Annotated in this window: 17 protein-coding genes; 10 read left to right on the top strand and 7 right to left on the bottom strand. The window is 58.8% G+C overall.

Features of this window, described 5'->3' with window-relative positions; all coding sequences use genetic code 11:
* Window positions 1–37 precede the first annotated feature (37 nt).
* Both ACVWY3_RS23480 and ACVWY3_RS23485 read right to left on the bottom strand, forming a co-directional pair.
* Complete coding sequence (locus ACVWY3_RS23480; protein ID WP_456840597.1) at window positions 38–508, bottom strand: thioesterase family protein; 471 nt, start codon at window positions 506–508, stop codon at window positions 38–40.
* Between the two features lie 259 nt (window positions 509–767).
* On the bottom strand, window positions 768–1,472 hold the full coding sequence (locus ACVWY3_RS23485; RefSeq protein ID WP_456840598.1) for a hypothetical protein: 705 nt from the start codon (window positions 1,470–1,472) through the stop codon (window positions 768–770).
* A gap of 379 nt (window positions 1,473–1,851) precedes the next feature.
* Between ACVWY3_RS23485 and ACVWY3_RS23490 the strand changes: the two genes are divergently transcribed.
* The 7 genes from ACVWY3_RS23490 to ACVWY3_RS23520 all read left to right on the top strand — a co-directional run bounded on the left by ACVWY3_RS23490 (window position 1,852) and on the right by ACVWY3_RS23520 (window position 9,096).
* Window positions 1,852–2,082, top strand: a complete 231-nt coding sequence (locus ACVWY3_RS23490) for a hypothetical protein (protein ID WP_456840599.1) — start codon at window positions 1,852–1,854, stop codon at window positions 2,080–2,082.
* 637 nt (window positions 2,083–2,719) lie between these two features.
* The gene (locus tag ACVWY3_RS23495; RefSeq protein WP_456840600.1) at window positions 2,720–3,757 is read left to right on the top strand and encodes an extracellular solute-binding protein; all 1,038 of its coding nucleotides are present in this window, start codon (window positions 2,720–2,722) and stop codon (window positions 3,755–3,757) included.
* A gap of 5 nt (window positions 3,758–3,762) precedes the next feature.
* Entirely contained in the window at window positions 3,763–4,725 is a 963-nt protein-coding gene (locus tag ACVWY3_RS23500; RefSeq protein ID WP_456840601.1) for an ABC transporter permease, read from the top strand.
* Window positions 4,715–5,515 carry an ABC transporter permease gene (locus ACVWY3_RS23505; RefSeq protein WP_456840602.1) on the top strand — a complete coding sequence of 267 codons (801 nt, stop codon included), beginning with the start codon at window positions 4,715–4,717 and terminating at the stop codon, window positions 5,513–5,515. Before ACVWY3_RS23500 ends, ACVWY3_RS23505 begins: the two co-directional genes overlap by 11 nt.
* 52 nt (window positions 5,516–5,567) lie before the next feature.
* A complete protein-coding gene (locus ACVWY3_RS23510) occupies window positions 5,568–6,602 on the top strand; it encodes an ABC transporter ATP-binding protein (RefSeq protein ID WP_456840603.1) in 1,035 nt (344 codons plus the stop codon).
* Window positions 6,603–6,792: 190 nt separating this feature from the next.
* Window positions 6,793–7,998 (top strand): M24 family metallopeptidase, encoded by a 1,206-nt coding sequence (locus ACVWY3_RS23515; protein WP_456840604.1) that lies wholly within the window; start codon window positions 6,793–6,795, stop codon window positions 7,996–7,998.
* A gap of 3 nt (window positions 7,999–8,001) precedes the next feature.
* The gene (locus tag ACVWY3_RS23520) at window positions 8,002–9,096 is read left to right on the top strand and encodes a M14 family metallopeptidase (RefSeq protein WP_456840605.1); all 1,095 of its coding nucleotides are present in this window, start codon (window positions 8,002–8,004) and stop codon (window positions 9,094–9,096) included.
* A 445-nt stretch (window positions 9,097–9,541) separates the two neighbouring features.
* On the opposite strand, the gene ACVWY3_RS23525 is transcribed toward ACVWY3_RS23520, so the two are convergent.
* Window positions 9,542–10,183, bottom strand: a complete 642-nt coding sequence (locus ACVWY3_RS23525; RefSeq protein ID WP_456840606.1) for a CoA transferase — start codon at window positions 10,181–10,183, stop codon at window positions 9,542–9,544.
* A gap of 26 nt (window positions 10,184–10,209) precedes the next feature.
* Between ACVWY3_RS23525 and ACVWY3_RS23530 the strand changes: the two genes are divergently transcribed.
* The gene (locus ACVWY3_RS23530; RefSeq protein WP_456840607.1) at window positions 10,210–11,151 is read left to right on the top strand and encodes a LysR family transcriptional regulator; all 942 of its coding nucleotides are present in this window, start codon (window positions 10,210–10,212) and stop codon (window positions 11,149–11,151) included.
* Window positions 11,152–11,248: 97 nt separating this feature from the next.
* Here ACVWY3_RS23530 and ACVWY3_RS23535 read toward each other — a convergent pair whose 3' ends face one another.
* On the bottom strand, window positions 11,249–12,475 hold the full coding sequence (locus tag ACVWY3_RS23535; protein ID WP_456840608.1) for an IS3 family transposase: 1,227 nt from the start codon (window positions 12,473–12,475) through the stop codon (window positions 11,249–11,251).
* A gap of 458 nt (window positions 12,476–12,933) precedes the next feature.
* Between ACVWY3_RS23535 and istA the strand changes: the two genes are divergently transcribed.
* Window positions 12,934–14,484, top strand: a complete 1,551-nt coding sequence (gene istA, locus ACVWY3_RS23540; protein ID WP_456840609.1) for an IS21 family transposase — start codon at window positions 12,934–12,936, stop codon at window positions 14,482–14,484.
* Between the two features lie 17 nt (window positions 14,485–14,501).
* On the top strand, window positions 14,502–15,278 hold the full coding sequence (istB, locus tag ACVWY3_RS23545; RefSeq protein ID WP_069279867.1) for an IS21-like element helper ATPase IstB: 777 nt from the start codon (window positions 14,502–14,504) through the stop codon (window positions 15,276–15,278).
* Window positions 15,279–15,757: 479 nt separating this feature from the next.
* Here istB and ACVWY3_RS23550 read toward each other — a convergent pair whose 3' ends face one another.
* From ACVWY3_RS23550 to ACVWY3_RS23560, 3 genes are all read right to left on the bottom strand, one after another.
* Window positions 15,758–16,645, bottom strand: coding sequence for a 3-keto-5-aminohexanoate cleavage protein (locus ACVWY3_RS23550; RefSeq protein WP_456840610.1), 888 nt, complete (start codon window positions 16,643–16,645; stop codon window positions 15,758–15,760).
* Window positions 16,646–16,758: 113 nt separating this feature from the next.
* Complete coding sequence (locus tag ACVWY3_RS23555; protein WP_456840611.1) at window positions 16,759–17,151, bottom strand: hypothetical protein; 393 nt, start codon at window positions 17,149–17,151, stop codon at window positions 16,759–16,761.
* Window positions 17,152–17,444: 293 nt separating this feature from the next.
* Complete coding sequence (locus tag ACVWY3_RS23560) at window positions 17,445–18,929, bottom strand: 3-hydroxyacyl-CoA dehydrogenase NAD-binding domain-containing protein (RefSeq protein ID WP_456843437.1); 1,485 nt, start codon at window positions 18,927–18,929, stop codon at window positions 17,445–17,447.
* Between the last annotated feature and the right edge of the window lie 41 nt (window positions 18,930–18,970).

Below are 18,970 nucleotides of genomic sequence, written 5' to 3' on the forward strand. Positions count from 1 at the left end.
ACGCAGTTTGACGCCGCCGATCCCTCGCGGCGCCAATTCATCGGGCCGGCGCGCCCGCCGTGAGAGACGCCGCGCGGCCCACATTCCGCGGTGGGGCTTCACCCTGGCCGTGCTGCGCCTTCCGAAGACGATCGAAGATCTCTGAACGGAACGGCTCAACCTTTCGGCTCACGAGGCCGACGTTGAGCTGCAGGTGCTCCGCCGTCGCCGCCAGCGCGCCGTCGCTGTCGTCTGTCATTTCTTGGTGGAAGACGAAGCGCTTAGTGTCCAAATCGAGAATGCGCGTGGCAACCGTCAGGGTTCCTCCGGCATGAATCTCGCGCACGTAGGTGATATGGAAATCGCCTGTGAAAACAGTGTGACTTCCCTCGAGATAGGACGGGCCGAGCCCCAAGTCTCGCAGGGCTAGCGCACCGGCATCGGAAAATACGTCGAGATACGAGCGAGCGCTCATATGCCCGTTTAGATCAAGCCAAGATGCCTGAACGTGGCAACGATAGATGAACATCATTTCCTCCAGGCGCTTCGCAAGGCCGCTCAAGACATAATTTCAAGGAAACGCCGGAAGTCGTCAGTGCTGGCTCGACGGTATCGCTTTCGACCGGCGATGCGGCTGAAAAAAGAGGAATGCACCCACCTCCATGGAAGGGCCGTCAAATCGAAATGTACCGGCACATGGACTGTCACAGTTGCTCAACAATGATCGTCAATGGCCGTTGCTTACGAAGGTAGCAGGGCAACTATTGCGGGACGCACAAAGCAATCCCTTAGGCCAGCGCCGAAAGCGTCGACCGGCAGAGGGTCGTGATATCGTAGATAGGCAGACCCGTGGTGCGACGGATCGCTGTCGTTATTACCGGAAATCCTGTGCACGTAAACACGATCGCAGCGATTTCCGGGTTCTCGGCGCGGAGCCGTGCGACGCAGGCCGCAACATCTTTCTCAATATCGGCTGCGTCAGTCGGTACAGGCGGAGACTTCATCACGTTTTGGTAATACGCACCCTCTTCAATGCCACCAATAACGATCCTCGCGCGCTCGTCCGGACAACTCATCGGAAGCAGATCGTCTCTGAACTGCTTCGAATCGGACGTCACTACGGCGACCTTAGCGACTGGTGACAGCTGGCGGAGCAAGGCCGGCACCAGAAGCAGGCTCGACATCACCACAGGGACATTCACCGACGCGGCTACCGCCGCCTGATAGCGAATTGAAAAGCCGCAGTTTGAACTGATTACGACGGCACCTCGCTCGACCAGTCGCCGAGCAGCTGCGATATAGGCCAGCTCGAGTTCAGGATCACCGCGCATGGCGACATCTGCCCAAGCTCCGGCGACAGTTTCGGAAATGACAGGAAAGTCGTAGGTGGCGGAGCTCATCAGCGATCCGGGCACTCGCGTCGGCGTAACGCCGGGTGGAAGCCCACGTTCGAGATCCAGAATTCCGAGAGAACTCGTGGTCTGCGACGCCATTCAGGCCTCCAAGAGAACTTGCATTTCGCCAGACTATTGATACTCAGAGCCGGATTTCTTCGATTTCTGCGCGGATATCGTCGAAATGCCGCGCCCCGATCGATTAATTGCGAACCTTTTGCGCACGAAGAGCATGTATCGTTGCTGAGTACGCGATCGGACGACGAACATCCCAGCGTGACCGTACTGCGGAACTCAGATCGTTCAATCAGGTTAGGTGTTACGCACGCCGCTATGCCATACCTGCAAATAGCTTAGTGGCTTTGGCCCGCCGCTCGTGCCGCTCGCGTAAAGCCTGAATGTTCGCCAGTATTGCCGGAGAGCGGCGCACCATGAAAGAAGCTGTCGCCAAAAGGCCGAAGTTTAGAGTATCAAAGACTTGGCGCATGGTGAGATGTTTGGCGTCGAAGTCGGCGATCGGCGGATTGCAATCTATAATATCGACGGCCAGTTCTTCGCCACAAACAATGTTTGCGCGCGTCGTTCCGAGCTGTGCCCGTTCTTCGTGGTCAGCCCGGTCTCCTGGCTGATGAGGTGGATTCCTACAATCAGTCTCTATACGCGGAGCCGAGGTTATGAGAGTCAGCGGAAAGCGCACACACGCCAATAATTCGGACCTCGCCATGCCACCAAATGGTACCGTCCCGGCCGCGAACAGGCCAAAAGGAGGCTTTGCTGCCGGCGCTTGATGTCATTGTCGTTGAACTGGTTCAAGTGGCCGGTTGATCGAGCAAAGGTCGTAGAAAGTTCTGCACCAACGGGCTGCTCGTCCAGCCATGCGCATGGTCCAGGCGCTCGACGTCGCTCTTCCAGTCGATGATCACGCCGGGAGCGATGCCCGGATTAGACGATGGCGTCGATGCGCCTAGCGAGGCCCCGGGCTCAAACCAAGACGAGCCACTCAAGGCACAAGCAAGGATAGGAGCAAGGGCCGTGAGTTGCATTGTCCTAAAACGAACTTCTATCCGCTGCGAAACAACCAATTTACGGCCCGAATACCGCGCGATAACGGGCGATGGCCAACTTCGTGATCTGTCTTTCAAAGGGATACGGAGTTACCATAAGGCTCCAGAATTTCGCGGCGCGATGGGTCTCTTGAACGAGAGGTGTCATCGGCTCTCTGCCAAATTCCTAATCATCTGCGTTCTAGATCGCGGCGATCTGGTTTCTATGCTTGCCATCAGTGAAAAGACAACATGTTGTGTTCAAAATTTCATTGTGACGATCAAAGCTAGAGGAGCTTTACAATGGATCGGCGTCGCTTTTTGCAAACCGTGGCGTTGTCAGCAGGAGCGCTGGCCGCTCCGGCCGTCGTGCGTGCCCAGAGGAAACAATTTGAGGGCGTCACACTGAATATCAACGGCTTTGGAGGTGACTACGACCGTATCCTTCGGGACAAAGTCGCTAGGCCCTTGCAGGAGAAAACAGGCCTTACCGTTGTGTACACGCCATCGACCTCCGCTGCGGCGGTCGCAAGGGTCATCGCTTCTCCAGGAAATCCTCCCTTCGACATCGTGATGTGCGACAGCCCAAGCATGCCTGACCTTATCAAGGCATCCGTGGTCACTCCGACAAACTCGGAAGCCACCTCAAAGATTTTGCCTGGCGTGAGAGAGTTCGGAGACTACGGCGTCACGATGTCCATTTCCGCAATGGTTCTCACCTACAATACAAAGCAGGTGAAAACGCCGCTTGCAGCGATTGCCGATCTTACCCGGCCAGACCTTGCGGGGCATGTCGCCATGTTGAACCTCGAAAACTCGGGCGGAGTCCTTCAGCTGCTTGCGCTGGCGGACTCCAATGGCGGCAACGTCGACAACATCGACCCTGGATTTGCTGCGCTAAAAAAGCTCAAGCCGAACCTTGCTGCCATTACGTCATCGACGGTCAACATGCTTCAGCTCTTCCAACAAGAAGAAGCATGGGCCGGGCTCTTCTATGACGGACGCGTCTTCTCGATGAAAAGAGCCGGGAAGCCCATGGCTCTGGTGGTCCCGAAAGAAGGCTTGTACGCCATCCGCTCGTATTCGAGTCCTGTCAAGGGTACAAAAAACCCCGAAGCTGTGAATGCTTATCTCGCGGAATTGGTATTGGGAGACTTCATGGTCGAAATGGCCAGCTTCTTCGGATACAATCCGCCTGTGAGCACGCAGTTGCCACCTGAAGTGGCCGGCAAGGTTATGTACGCAAACGACGTACTCAAAGAACTCCGTCCCATCAATTGGGAAAAAGTGGCCGCGAATCGAGGTGACTGGCTCACGCGGTTCAACAGGGAAATGCAGTAGCATCAATGCGGGAAACGCGCAGCGTCCCCTCCACCTCTATCGGCGAGCGTTTGGGACTTTTAGAATTGAATACGTGGCGATTGTTCGGGGTTCGTGGTCAAAAGGCACAAGACCGGGCATGGCTGGTGCTGATCGCGCCAAGCCTTCTGCTGCTGGTACTTTTCTTCATACTGCCCCTGATTGGAGTTCTCAGGACCAGCCTCTATCCCGGCGCGCGATCGTTCGGCGCCGAGGGCTTTTCGCTCGAACATTACGTCAGGATCGCATCCGACCCGTTTTTCCTTGATGTCCTCATTCAAACGGTGGTCGACGGCTTGGTCGTTGCGATCGCCAGCGTCTTCCTCGGATTTCCCATCGGGTATTCACTCGCGAGACTTCCTCCAAAGAAACGCCGCTGGCGTTTAATGCTAGTCATCGTGCCTCTGACTTTGAGCCTGGTCGTGATTGTGTTCGGGTGGATCGTGATTCTCGGCCGGAGCGGCATGCTCAACCAGACCCTTCTCGGTCTCGGCCTGATCGATCGTCCGCTTCGCTTGCTATACAATCGTGGCGCTGTTCTGCTGGTCTTGCTGCAGCAATTCTTACCGTACATGATCCTTTCGGCAATGAGCGTCTGCTCAAAGATAGACCCCGTTCTTGAACAGGCAGCCGCTAATCTTCGAGCCAACCGGCTAACTACGTTCAGCCGGGTAATCATCCCTGTCGCTCTGCCCGGGATCATGTCCGGTATGACTCTTGTGTTTATCCTGACCGTCTCGGCATTTATAACCCCGCGTCTCGTGGGTGGCGGCAACGCGCAGATGCTCGGCAGTATCATCTTCGAACAGGTTACGGTTGCTCTCAACTGGCCTCTTGGGGCGACTTTGGCGATCGTTCTGCTCGTGGTCACGACCCTTGTCATCGCCGCTACGAACATACTCATCACAAGCAAATCTGCGCAGTACGGACGCGCTTCAATTGCAAACTGATTTCACCGACCGGCTGTTGGCGTTTGGCGGACTTTTCGTTCGCGGCGCCGTCTATGTGATGTTGACGCTTCCCGCGGTGATCGTCGTAATGACGTCGCTTACCGGGGACGACTCCTTGCGGTTCCCTCCCGACGGATTTTCGCTTCGCTGGTACACTGCTGCCATCGCAAATGCGCAATTTATGTCCTCGCTTTGGACGAGTACCCAATTGGCTACGCTGGGAACCATCCTCGTCCTTGTCATAGGCAGCGCGGCCGCATTCGCGATCGTCCGCTATCGATTCACCGGCGCGACGTTGTTTCAATCGCTGGCTCTATCGCCGCTCATCGTGCCTGTCGTCGTGTTGGCACTTGGTTTGCTGCAATTCCTCTCATGGCTCCGCATGGGCCAATCGTTCATCGGGCTCTTCGTCGGCCATCTCCTGATTATGCTGCCTTATGTGGTCCGCACGCTGGTTACGGGTCTTTTGCTCCTCGACCGGACGCTGGAGCACGCAGCCATGAATCTGCGCGCGCCGCCACTGCGGGTATTTCGGCGAATAACCCTGCCGCTTCTGACGCCGAGCCTGATTACGGCGGCCGTCTTTGCCTTTGTCACATCGTTCGGCAACGTTACGCTCTCTTCGTTCCTCGCCAATCCCGGCACCGTAACGCTGCCCGTCCAGATATTCACCTATGTGCAATATAGCTACGACCCGGTGGTCGCCGCCGTATCTACCATCGTAATCGCGGTGACCGTCGTGGTGATCCTGATCATCGAACGCGTCATCGGGGTCGACAAATTGTTCTAGATCGATCCATCCGCTCTGACTGGATTTGTTTGCTGAGGCTGGAGGACGCCAGATGGCCGTAGTATCGCTTAAAAAGCTGACCAAGGTTTACAACAACTCGGCCGCCGTCGAAGAGGTGTCGCTTGACCTCGACAAGGGTGAGTTGGTCTGCTTGTTGGGCCCGTCTGGCTGCGGCAAGACCACGACCTTGCGTATGGTCGCGGGATTTGTGCAGCCGACGTCCGGCTCCGTTCTCATCGAAGGTAAGGACGTGACAAATCTGGCCCCTTACCGTCGCGATACCGGCATGGTCTTCCAGAGCTATGCACTCTTTCCGCACATGACCGTCGCGCAAAACATCTCCTTCGGCCTCGAGAATATTGGCGTGCAGGCGAGCGCCCGGAAGCAGCGCGTGAAAGAGATGCTTGAGCTAGTCGAATTATCCCACCTATCCGGCCGCTATCCCAGCCAGTTGTCGGGGGGCCAACAGCAACGTGTCGCACTCGCGCGAGCGCTGGCAATGAACCCGGCGGTCCTGTTGCTCGATGAGCCGTTCTCAAACCTTGATGCGCAGCTTCGCGTCCGACTGCGTGAGGACCTTCGCGCGATGCTCAAGCGCATTCAGATCACAACGTTGTTTGTGACCCACGACCAGGAAGAAGCGCTGATGTTCGCGGACCGCGTGGTGGTCATGCGAAGCGGACACGTCGAACAGATCGGAACGCCTGCTGAAATCTATGAGACGCCCAGAACACGGTTTGTCGCCGAGTTCATCGGGTGGTGTTCGATATTCGATGGCGTTGTAAGCCACGGCGAATTTTGCGTCGGTGAGGCCATCCGTCTGCCGCTGAATGAAAAGCCGGGACCCGCTACGGTGATCGTCCGGCCGGAGCATGTGAAGCCGGCCAAGAACGCCTCGGACGCGCAAACCCTGCAGGCGGAAGTCCTTTCGAGCAACTACTACGGCGCCCTTTGCCGCCTCCGCCTGAATGTGTCCGGGCAGGAGGTTCTGATGGAAGCACATTACCCGCACGGCAACCGCCCCGCATCCGGAGATCGGATCGCCATCACCATCGACCCGAGCGGAGCGCGGTGCCTTCCGGCGTAGCACCGATCAATGCGATGCACGACGGGTTATGTGGCGAAGAGCAAATCTAGGAACGAGATGGCCAATTCAAGGAACTATATTGGACAATCATCGGCCCGAACCGTAGTTTTCCAGCGCGCTTGCGCCAATACACCGCGGGCGATGAATGCTTTCCAAGCCGCTCCTAATCCAAGCCTGCGAAGGTGCCTGCATGCCCGCGAATAAATCCGAAGAAGCGATCCGTATCCTTCATTTTCCTGAAGCAGAGTATCAATCCCGTTTGCGGCGCGTCAAAGAACGCATGCAATCGCAAGGGATCGACGTTCTGGTCTTAACCGAGCCCGCGAATATCTACTATCTTAGCGGGTATGACGCGTGGTCATTTTATACAGTTCAAGCGCTCCTCGTATTTCAAGACGTCGAGCTGCCGATTTGGACGGGGCGGCTGGTTGACGCTCGCTCGGCCCATGTCACGACCTATCTGCCCGCAGATCGCATTGTGCCGTATCCCGACATTTACGTGCAGGCGCCCGATCGTCACGCATCTCAGTTCATCGGCGACCTGATCCTAAAAGAGTCGCCCGGTGTCAAAACCATCGGCGTCGAAATGGGGGCTTACTACTACACGGCGCGGGACCACGCCGAGTTCATCAAGGCGATGCCGAACGTTCGGTTTAAGGATGCCGAACTCCTCGTGAACTGGGTACGCTTCGTGAAGAGCGAGCGAGAAATCGCTTTCATGCGTCAGGCGGGTCAGATAACCGAGCGCATGATGGCGCGCGCCATCGAGGTCGCTGCGCCCGGCGTACGGGAATGCGATGTGGCTGCGGCCATCTATCACGCACAAATGACCGGCACCAAAGAATTCGGCGGTGTGCCGGCCACGAGCCCGCCGCATATGGGCTTCGGCGTACGGGCACGTGAGGCTCATCCCATCTTCACGGAACGACCGATCGATCCGAATTCGGTGGCGAACATCGAAATTTCCGGCTGCCGGCTGCGGTACCATGCGCCGATGAGCCGGACGATCTACTTCGGTAAGCCCCCGCAAACCTACCGAGAACTAGCATTGCAAGTAATCGACGGCCTCAACGCATCGCTCGATGTCGTGCGTCCGGGTATCGCCTCCGAGCAAATCGAGCTGGCGTGGCACAAGGTGATGAGTACCTTTGGCATCGAAAAAGAAACCCGCCTCGGTTACTCGATTGGCATTGGCTACACCCCGACCTGGGGCGAGCGCACCTCCAGTATCCGCAGAGGGGACCGCACTATCCTGGTGCCGGGAGCGGCATTCCATCTGATGGCCGGCCTGTGGATGGACGACACCGGCATTACGATCACGCAATCCTTTGTCGTGACAGAAAGCGGCTATTTGGCGCTTACTGAAACGCCGCGTGAACTGGTCGTGAAGGATTAAGCGATGTGCGACGCAACTCAGGACGGCGTTGATTGTTTCTCCGAAACCTACGCGGAGGCGCGAGCCAAGTTTCTGGCGCTCGCGAAGTCGGCTATAACTTATGAAACTCCAGCGCGTGGGCCTTCCGGGGAACCCTTGTTTACAGATGTCGCGTGGTTTGGCGATCCGGATGCAAGCCGGGTCGGCGTGCTCATTTCCGCAACTCATGGCGTCGAGGGCTATTGCGGCTCGGCAGGCCAAATCGACTGGATGAGGCGCTGCAGCGCAGACTGCTTGCCGCCGGACACGGCTATGCTCCTTATCCATGCGCTCAATCCCTACGGTTTTGCGTGGGACCGGCGCGTCACCGAGGAGGGCTGCGACCTTAATCGTAACTTCGTCGACTTTGCCATAAGCGCGCCGGAAAATCCGGGCTACGATGAACTTGCGGATTATCTCGTACCCAAGGAGCTGAATGGCCCGGTCTTCGAGGCCGCGGAACAAGCGATCCGCGCGTTCCGGGAGAAGCATGGAGAAACCGCTTTTCAAATCGCACGTAAGTCCGGCCAGTATCGTCATCCCAAAGGTGTCTTCTTCGGCGGGAGGGCCCCGAGCCACTCGCGTTTGACATTGGAAAAGATTGCCCAGACCTTCGATCTCAAATCCCGCGATAAAGTGATCATCGTCGACGCCCATACCGGGCTCGGTCCTTTCGGTTATGGCGAACTACAGACGGAGCAACCGTCAGGCATGTCCGGTTATGAAAGGGCTCTCGTTATCTTCGGTCGATCTGTAACGTCGCCCGATATTGGAACGTCTTCTTCAATCCCGATATCGGGCTCGATCGACGAGTTCTGGCAGCGGCTTCTGGGCGAGAAGCACACCTACGTGGCACTTGAGTTCGGCACTTTCGATCCGGAAAACGGACGGCGTGTCCTTCGCGAGGACCACTGGCTCGCGCAAAATCCGGATACAGATCCCAGGATCGCGAAACAAATCCGCTTAAACCTTCGCGAGCACTACGACCCGCGGTCGCCGGATTGGCGCGAAATGATCATCTGGCGCAGCCGTCAGGTTCACCGCCAAGCCATTGCCGGTCTATCTGGCACCGGCGGATAAGCCCTTGCAGGACGCAGAACCGGCCGCCAACCGAGCGACCGTTTTTAGCGGCGACCGGCACCACGCTGTCGCGGATGCGCTCCGAACTTTTGTCAGAGGGAAGTCGTGTGTTCGCCTTTAGCGGACAGGCCCCAAGGCGCGGTGTCCGGTCGCTATTGACGATAGCCCCTGGGCGATGATTTCGATCTGTCCTGGGCGTCGCCACCGGTACGCGAACCTTAATTGCGCCTGAACCGAAACGCTGCCGATCTCGTTGAGGCGATCGTAAGCAAGGCCAGCCGTCTCAAGGACACGCACGGCTTCCTCCGTCGGCATCTCTGTAGAGCGCACGGTTATGACTTCGCGGGGCACGGTTGGCCGAGCGATCCATGTTGTTGGCAAAGCCAGGCCGCCGGACGAAGTCGGGTAGTCTAAGAACGCCTTGACAAGATCTGCCCACTCGCGATCACTCTAGACCGAGACGACGACGAGCACGCCGTCGCGACGCCGGTACGCGCCATATTGCAAGCGATGCATGGTTCACACCGGCGCGCTCCGTGCTATAGTCGCGGTAGTCGTTCTGAAGCACCGGAAGGTTCATCCAATCGGCGAGTGCGTCGACCAGCGATAGGTGGATCGCGGCGCCCTGACCGCTGCACTCCCTGTGAAGAAGCGCTTGCAAGATTCTATGGAGAGCGGTCATCCCTCCCGAGATGTCCCAGCTAGACACGCCGACCCGGGCCCGCCCGTCGGCCGTCGCGGTGATTGAACAGAGACCCACCTGCGCCCGGACAATCAGACCGTATGCCTTTAGATGCGACAAAGCGTCGTCGTCGCGAAATCCTGAAATGTCGGACGTGATCAGACGGGGAATTATCGTGTGGCAGATAGACGCTGAAGCCTCTTCACGTTTTCCACCTAGGGAGCGCAGCCGCTCGCGCCGGATTTGGCGCGGAAAAAAATAAATGTGTCGGCAAAAAACGCTGCATTTATGCGCAAATAACATCACTAACGCATATTTTCTGCGCCGGAAGCGCCTAGCCTCGTTCGAGATGGGCCGCACACGAAGTGTTCGGGGTGCTGTCGCCGACTCTTCGAGCAGGCTCATCGCCGCTTTTTGAAGGTAGCGGATTCGTGGATCTGAGACAGCTCAAATACTTTGTTGGGGTAGTGGAGGCAGGAAGCTTCACCAAGGCGGCGGCGCAACTCAACGTCGCGCAAAGCGCCTTAAGCCTCCATGTGAGGCAATTGGAAGAGGGCTTCAGAACGCAACTCGTGGTCCGCGATCGGACTGGTGTTAAGCCAACCTCTTCAGGCATGAGGCTCGTGGAGCACGCGCGAACGATTCTTGCGCAGGTGAGCCTCGCCGAAGTGGAACTAACTAGCCGGGTAAGACAGCCGTGCGGCGAGGTCACGATTGGCATCCCATCCGGAGCAGCGCGGGTCATCGTTGCTGAGCTGTTGGTCGCCGCCAAGGAACGGCTCCCTAACGTCTCTCTCCAAATCGTTGAAGGGATGAGCGGCTTGATTGACGAGTGGCTGGCCGCCGGACGCTTAAACCTCGCCGTCGTCTACAAAAACGGCGCCTCGTCCAGCGGATGCACGCTCTTGACACGCGAGGAGCTCTACCTTGTCGCACCGCCGACCAAGCCACCCTTCGAGGATACCGTCCGTCTGGTCGATCTTCACAGATATCCATTGGTTGTTCCAATGCGTGTCAACAATTTACGGCGTTCGGTGGCCGACGTCGTCCTCCAAAAAGGCTGTACGTTGAACGTTCACTTTGAGGTCGACTCGCTCTCCACGATCATCAACATCGTGATGGATGGAAAAGCCTATTCGATCCTCACGCCCTCGGCCGTCCAGCGCGAGGCTGCACTTCGTCAGGTCCGCATGGTTCGCATTGTCGAGCCCTCGATTGTTCGCCCTGTCGCCCTGGTAACAAATCCAAGGGACGAAGCATCGGCCGCCGTAGCTGCCGTGCGCGCGCTGGTTCTAGAACTGGTTCATCGGCTCACGGACGAAGGTAAGTGGCCGACGATGATTCGCGCCAACGAAGCCGCCCCGGTTCGCTAAGGCTCCGCGCGCAAATCGCGGGCGAGCACATCTGCTTTAAACGAGGCTAGGCTAATGATCGAGAAAACGCTGGAGTTTTGGAACTCGATGGACCCCGTTAGACCGGACACTCGGCTGGTTTGAGAGATGCAATGTACTCCCGCGGTGAGCGGTAGCCCAGCCGGGAATGCGGGTGTTCTGAGTTGTAATCCTCCATCCAGTGGTCGATCCGCAGCAGCGCGGTGCGCGCGTCGGGGATCGGGTTGACGCGAACATAGTCGCGCTTGAAGGTCTTCACGAACGCCTCGGCCATGCCGTTGCTCTCGGGGCTTTCGACCGGCGTGAAGCAAGGCTCGAGGTTCAAGGCCGCGGCAATCTCAAGGGTGCGATAGGCGGCGAAGATCGAGCCATTGTCGCTCAGCCATTGCACCTTGCGTGGAGCGCGCATGTCACCGAACCGCCGTTCGACACAGTGGACCATCATGTCCCGGATCATCTCGCCGGAGATCCCGGCCGTTGTCGCCACCCAGCTGATGACCTCGCGGTCATGGCTGTCCAGGGCAAAGGCAACCCGTACGATCTCGCCATTCCAGCAGGTGAACTCCAGCGCGTCCGAACACCAACGCACGTTGGAGTGGCTTGTCATGATCGTTCCATCATGGGCCCGCGGGATGCGGCGCCCTGTATGCCGGGCCAGCAACAAGCCGCCCTTCTTCATCAGCCGGTAGACGCGCTTGGCGTTGACGGGATCGTGGCCGGCGGATCGCCGCGCGCGCTTGAGGAGCGCGGCGATCCGCCGGTAGCCACAGCTCGGACGGGCGTCCACCAGGCGCCGGATATCAGACGTGAGCTCCACATCCCCGGCGCGGATCTGGGGCCCGCGCTTCGGACGCTTGCCATCAACTCGCTCAACCAGGTTGGAGCGGGCCACCCCGAGGGTCTCTGCGATCCGTTTCACGGGGTATCCTACGGCGCTTGCGATCGCGACAGCAAGGTCGGTTTTTTTTACCCGTGCAAGATCAAGAGCCTCCTTGAGGATCTCGACCTCCATGGTCTTGCGGCCCAGCAGGCGTTCGAGGTCTCTAACCCGTTCCTCCAACCGCCGGACCTCGGATGCGGCGACCACATCCTCATCTGCCCGAACCGCTTCCTTGCCCCCTTCGCTCATCAGCCTTCTCCATCGGAAGACCAGGCTCGGGGAGAGCCCATGGCGACGGGCAACATAGCTGATCGACATGCCCGGTTGCAGCGTCTCATTGACGACCAAGAGCTTCTGCTCCGTCGTAAACCGTCGCCGGCGGGCAACGCCGGTGATGACTTCCACCTTCGAAAACGTCTCGGACATAGGCGTATGCCTAGGACTATGCCTAGCTCCTCCGGCTAACGCCGGTGTAGCGCGGCAATCTGGGTAGGAAGTCCATCCTGATTGCCGCGCGACACGCCGGTGTCCGGTCAAAACAGGGAGCAGTTCACTCGAGAACGAGCGATGCATACCGGTCTTCTGATGGCGTGACGGTCCAAAGAATCACTAACCGGCGATAGGTTTCTTGCGAGCAGACGCGTCTCTTGCACCCGCGAACTTAAAAGTAAGGAGTAGACGCGCTATTGAGAATTGCGAATTCGCGGGCCTTCTCCAGGTGCGTGTTTCGGCAATTTCCGGACACCGATTTCGGTAATTCGCGGACAGCGATTTCAGTAATTTCGGGACAGGAATTCCGCTAAATCGCGGACAGTTGCGGGAGGTTGGTTTTCGGGAGCGCCGTTCAGGCAATGTTCTCTCTCAAGCTGAGTTTGAGAGGGGCAATGCCGAGACGGAAGCAAGCGAAACGAACCACTGTGAAGGACCTACGATCGATCCTGAGGCTGACGTACGAGCAGGACCTGTCGGTTCGGGAGATCTCGGAACGGCTGCAGATCAGCAAGAGCTCGGTTGCCACCTACCTGCTGCGGGCACGCGAGGCGGGCTTAAGCTGGCCGTTACCGCCGATTTACGCGAGCGAGGCGGCGTTGCAGCGGGCTCTGTTCCGGCGGGTCGGGCGGCCTCCGCAGGACTTGAGTGAGCCTGAGTGGCCGCGGGTCGCGCAGGAGCTCAAGCGCAAGGGCGTGACACTGACGCTGCTGTGGCAGGAATACCGGACGGCGCATCCCGAGGGCTATGGTTACACGTGGTTCTGCGAGAAGTTTGACGTCTATCGGCGCCGGGCGAACCCGACCTTCCGTCATCGCCACGCGGCGGGTGCAGTTATGCAGACCGACTATGCCGGTCCGACGGTGGAGGTGATCGACCCGCAAACCGGCGAGATCCGTCAGGCGCAGATATTTGTCGCGGTGCTCGGGGCCTCGTCGCTGACCTTCGCTATGGGAAGCTTCGGTCAGCGACTGCCAGATTGGATCGAAGGCCAGACCCGAGCCTTGTCGTACTTCGGCGGAGTTCCCAAGGCGATCGTCTGCGACAATCTGAAGGCCGGGGTCGTCAAGGCGTTGTGGTTCGAGCCGACGCTCAACCAAACCTTTGCCGCCATGGCCGAGCACTACGACACGACGATTTTGCCGACCCGCAGCCGCAAGCCCCGCGACAAGGGCAAGGTTGAAGGCGCGGTGCTGATTGTTGAGCGCTGGATTCTGGCACGGCTGCGCCATCGGCGGTTCTTCAACCTGACCGATCTCAATACTGCGATCGGCGGTTTGCTGGAGGAGCTGAACCATCGGCCGATGCGCCATATCGGCAAATCCCGCCGGCAGCTGTTCGAGGAGATCGAGCGCGCTGCGTTGACGCCGCTGCCGAGCGAACCGTTCGAATACGCCGAATGGAAAACGGCGAAGGTCCATCCCGATTATCACGTCGAAGTCGACAAGACCTTTTACTCAGTGCCGCACCGGCTGATCGGCCGTCGGGTGGACATCCGGCTCACCTATCGAGCCGTCGAGATCTTCCAGGATCACACGCGTGTCGCCAGCCATGTGCGCCGCTCTCAGCGCGGCGGCCATGTCACCGTGAACGAGCACATGCCCAAGGCCCATCAGCGTTACGCCAATATGACGCCGGCGAGCTTGATCAAGATGGCGGCGCGGATCGGCGTCAACACCGCCACTCTGGTCGAGCGGATGATGCGTGAGCGCCCGCATCCCGAGCAGGGTTATCGCTCCGCCATGGGGATCATCGCCCTGGCACGGCGCTACGAGCGCGATCGGCTCGAAGCGGCCTGCGAGCGGGCACTCGTCATCAACGCGATCAGCTACTCCTCGGTGAGCGCGATCCTCAAATCCGGGCTCGACCGCGCGAGCCCTGCTGCCGCACCCGTCAAAGCCACCCCCTCGCACACCAACATCCGTGGTGGGGGCTATTATCAATGAAGGAAAGGAACATCGCGATGCTGACCCACCCGACCCTCGAGCAGATGCAGGCGCTCGGCCTTGCCGGAATGGCGGCCGCTTACAGGCAACTAGCCGAACAGGACAATGCCGCCGATCTCAGCCGGGATGAGTGGCTCGGCCTGATGCTCGATCGTGAAGCCGCCATGCGTGCCGACCGGCGCCTGACCAATCGCCTCGCCGCAGCCAAGCTGCGCTTCGTCGACGCCTGTATCGAAGACGTCGACTTCGCGTCCCGCCGCGGCCTTGACCGGCGCAACACCCTGCAACTGGCGCAAGGCGCTTGGCTGAAAGCCCATGAGAACTTCATCATCACCGGCCTGACCGGGACTGGTAAAACCTGGCTGGCGTGCGCCTTCGGACGCCAGGCGGCCAGGCTCGATCATTCCGTCCTTTATTTGCGTATGCCGCGCCTGTTCGAAGACCTCGCCATGGCCCGTCTCGATGGTCGCTTCCCGCGCCTCATCGACAAGCTCGCACGGGTCCAGTTGCTCATCCTCGACGACTGGGGCACCCACACCCTCAATGATCAGCAGCGCCTTGATCTCCTCGAAATCTTCGAAGAGCGCTATAGGCGCAAATCGACCTTGATTACCGCCCAGCTGCCCGTTGCGCAATGGCACGACATGATCGGCGAGCCGACCATCGCAGACGCTATCCTCGACCGGATCATCCACAACTCCCACCGCATCGCTCTCGAAGGCGACAGCATGCGAAGGAAAAAAGCCGCGCGCCCCTTGACCGACGTCGAAAACAGCGAAACGAATACCAACTGACTTCAACAACCAGGCAACCAAAAGCCAGCGCCGCCACGCTGTCCGCGATTTAGCGAAACTGCTGTCCGTCAGTTAGCGAAACCACTGTCCCGTTTTTGCGAAATACGCACTCCAGGCCGACGTGCTGGCCGCCGTTTCCGTCCCGGTTGCTTTCTCAAGTCTTTTGCTAGTGCCGCTTGGTTCGCTCGTTGTTCTGATCGTTGATATCCTAACCGCCGTGCGTGCGCTCCTAAAACGGGAGCCTAGTACCCTGCGCTTGTAAGTGAGTGTACCGCGCTCCCGGTTGCGTCGGACGTGATTCGTAAAGAAGCGAGGCTTCCCGTGGCGGACTGTCTGACTTGGCACCGCCGTCGGCAAGTCCTGGAAAGCCTACCCTCCAGGCGAACGTGCCAACTAGCATAAAAGCTCAGATCGAACCTGTTGCGACCAAGCTCAGGGCAGAGAGACCAGTACGGCTGACCGATGCTGGCGATTAGTTCTTATCCGCGCTTTACAACGCCGAGAATTGCGCGGGCTTCGGCCGGTGTGGCGACGTTGGCGCCCGTGCGCTCGATAATCCCAACCGCATTGTCGACGAGTTGGGCGTTAGATGCTAGCACGCCACGTCGAAGATAAATATTATCTTCCAATCCGACCCGCACATTCCCGCCCAATGCCGCTAGCTGTCCGACCATGGGCATTTCATTGGCACCACATGCGAATCCACCCCAGATGGCTCCTAAAGGCAGAAGCTCGCGCATTACCTGCAGGACCGCTGGAGCGGCAGGAGCACCATAGCCAGTGCCGAGGCAGAACTGGAAAATAGGAGGACTATCAATTGCCCCTCCCAATATAAGCTTCTTGGCGGTTTCAATGTGGCCTAAATCGAAGCATTCAAGCTCTGGCTTGACGCCAGCCTCCCGCAAAAGAAGCGCCATTTCTCGCAAATCAGACTTGCGTGCTACAAAAATCCGCTCCCCAAACGCCATCATAGCGCAGTCCAAGGTACCAAGTTCTGGTTGAAGTTTAATGGCGTGGAAACAGCGCCTCATAGGATTCTTGAGCGTGGTGCTTTCGCCGATTTTTATCGGATCAACGGAATCGAGGACAAGTTCGCCGTCCATGCCACACGTCAAGTTGATGATGACATCAGTCGCCGCGTCTCGGAGTTTCTTTACAACCTGTTCATAGAGATCGAATTGATTCGACGGAGCTCCCGTATCTGGATCACGGACGTGAATGTGAACGATCGCAGCGCCCGCTTTTGCAGCATCCAGTGCGGCTTCCGCAATTTCTGAGGGCGTCTTGGGAATGCCTGGATGCTTCGCTAGGACCGCAGTCCCCCCGCCGGTGATCGCGCAGGTGACAATGATTTTTCTGAGACACAAAGACTCCTATGTTGATTGAGCGACCAACCTGGTCGGAGTTGAAGGGGTTTGTGTTTCGAACGCAAGGTATCAAGCGGCCGGTGGCCGCATCGGTGAATGTCCCTGTCGTGATGTCAAGTCTCATCCTGGTTCCGGAGTTGGATGTCGTAGACGGGCAGCCCTGTCAGGCGGCGGACCGTGCAATCGCACGTGTTATGGATGGACCCCGTGGTTATGTTCGCCCGCCCCTCCACCGGTAAGCTCGCGGTAGTGACATCCGACTCCAAGCAGTTGATTATCTGCTTGGGATCAGTGATCCAGCCGAGCGAGTGAAGGTCGTCATCAGGGGCATCGAAGGCGGCAAGTTGTGGAAAAACGCGAACACGCGTCCGCCAATACCGACCGGCGTCGCTGATATCGAGAAAGATGTCAATGTCTGCCTTGCGCGGCTCCGCGCAGCGCATCCGGAAATCGCCGCGGTTGTGTTCACGTGTACAGGGTTTCCGCCGGTAGGTAATCAGTTCCAACTGCGGCTTCTCTGCCCGATCCAACTGACGCAACGCAGTAGCATACACTTGGTCGTAACGAGTCGTGTCGCCTCTGGTTCGAGATCGAGGGTGTGCGGGCTCTGCCTGGTCTGCAGATGAGCACGCGCTCGCATATGCTCTTCTTTTTTGTACAGCACCACGCTTGCAGATCTTAATGACGTCGCAAATCGCAAGCTGTCTAGGAACCTTAGATATCGAAAGTGAGCTACCGGCCGGCGCGACGACACCGCCCCCCCCAGCCGAGGTGCCCGCAACGAGAAACACGGAAAGTTTCAGCTTAGCCCGATGCTCGCGCCGGCACGCTGTGGATGGGGCAGCTCCGCGTGCAAGCGCGCCAGCTTCAGGACGCGGTCGTATATTGTCTCTGGCGCTGGTCCACTATGCCCGCTGACTGTATCGACGTGATTCAGCATCTGCTCGCATGTGGCCGCTGGCCCCTCATCGCCCTCGTTTGTTAGCATATGGAAGATATGCAGGCGTTTGCGGTCAGCGCCGAGGACCTGTGTGAGCACCTGCACACGATCGCCGGCATATAGTTCGCGGACATGGGTTAAGTGCGTCTCGAGCGCGTAGTAAGAGCCGTATCTCGAGCGGTACGCACCGTCGATGCCGATCCGACTGAGCAGGCCGTTGGTGCCCATGCTGCAGAGCTCAAGATAGCGGCTCTCATTGAGGCGCCCATTGTTGTCGATCCAATCCGATGGTATCATCACCGAGGGTATCCGCAGCGGGCCGGCAGCGTTGCTGAGCTGGGGAATGCGATCGCGCAGTCCCTGTTCCCAGCGTGCGAGGGTCTCGCCCGCGCCGTATTGTTCTGAGCGTAGGCCCCGCAGCACGGCCACAAGGCCATTGTCGCGCTTCTCCACGAGCTCAGTGGCGGTCAGCTTCTCGGCCCGTATATCCGACTGCTCGGCGAGTTTATCCAAGAAGGCATCAGTGTACTTAGGTGCGTCGGTGAGCTTCGTCCATGGCGAGGTCAGCTCGGGTTTCCATTTCTCCAGGTAGTTGCGCATGGCACTGCCGCCGCCACCGACGCGGAAGGGACCCACAACCGCGCGTCGCAGTCCGAAGGAGTACCGGACCGCATCATCAACCTCCTCCACTGTAGCCACATCGTCGTGCACCAACCACAGCGCCTCGCGCCACAGCGCCTCCTGCAACCGATTTGCAACGAACCCGTCCACCTCTTTGCGCACCACGAGCGGGTGCATCCCCACCATCCGATAAATCGCCGCCGCACGAGCCAACATCTCGGGGGCCGTGCTCCGTCCCGCGCACAGTTCAACTAACGGTAACAGGTACACGGGGTTGAACGGATGCGCGATGAGCAGGCGCTCGGGGTGGTCCACCCCCGCCTGTAGCAGCGACGGTTGAAACCCAGAGGTCGAGGAACAGATCAGGGTTTCCGGCGCCGCCGCCAAGCTAGCCTGGGCGAGCAGCTGCTGCTTAAGCTCCAGGCGCTCCGACGCTGACTCCTGCACAAGCTCCGCGCCGCGCACGGCGTCCGCAACCGAGTTCGCCACCGTCAGCGCCCCCTCGGCTGGGAGCGGCACCAGCGTAAGCCTCCGGTAGGCCCGCCGCGCACTGGCCAGCGTCTCGTGCACGCTCTCGACAGCTCCGCGCGCCGGGTCATACAGCTGCACGTCCACTCCATTAAGTATAAAGCGTGCGGCCCACCCAGCACCGATGACGCCCCCTCCCAGCAGTCCAACCGCCCGCGGTCGCCTCTCAGGCAAAAACTCTGACCTCTTAGACATGAGCTTTGATCTCTCAGGTATGAGCTTTAATTTCTCAGGCC

This window comes from Bradyrhizobium sp. USDA 4486, assembly GCF_054057995.1.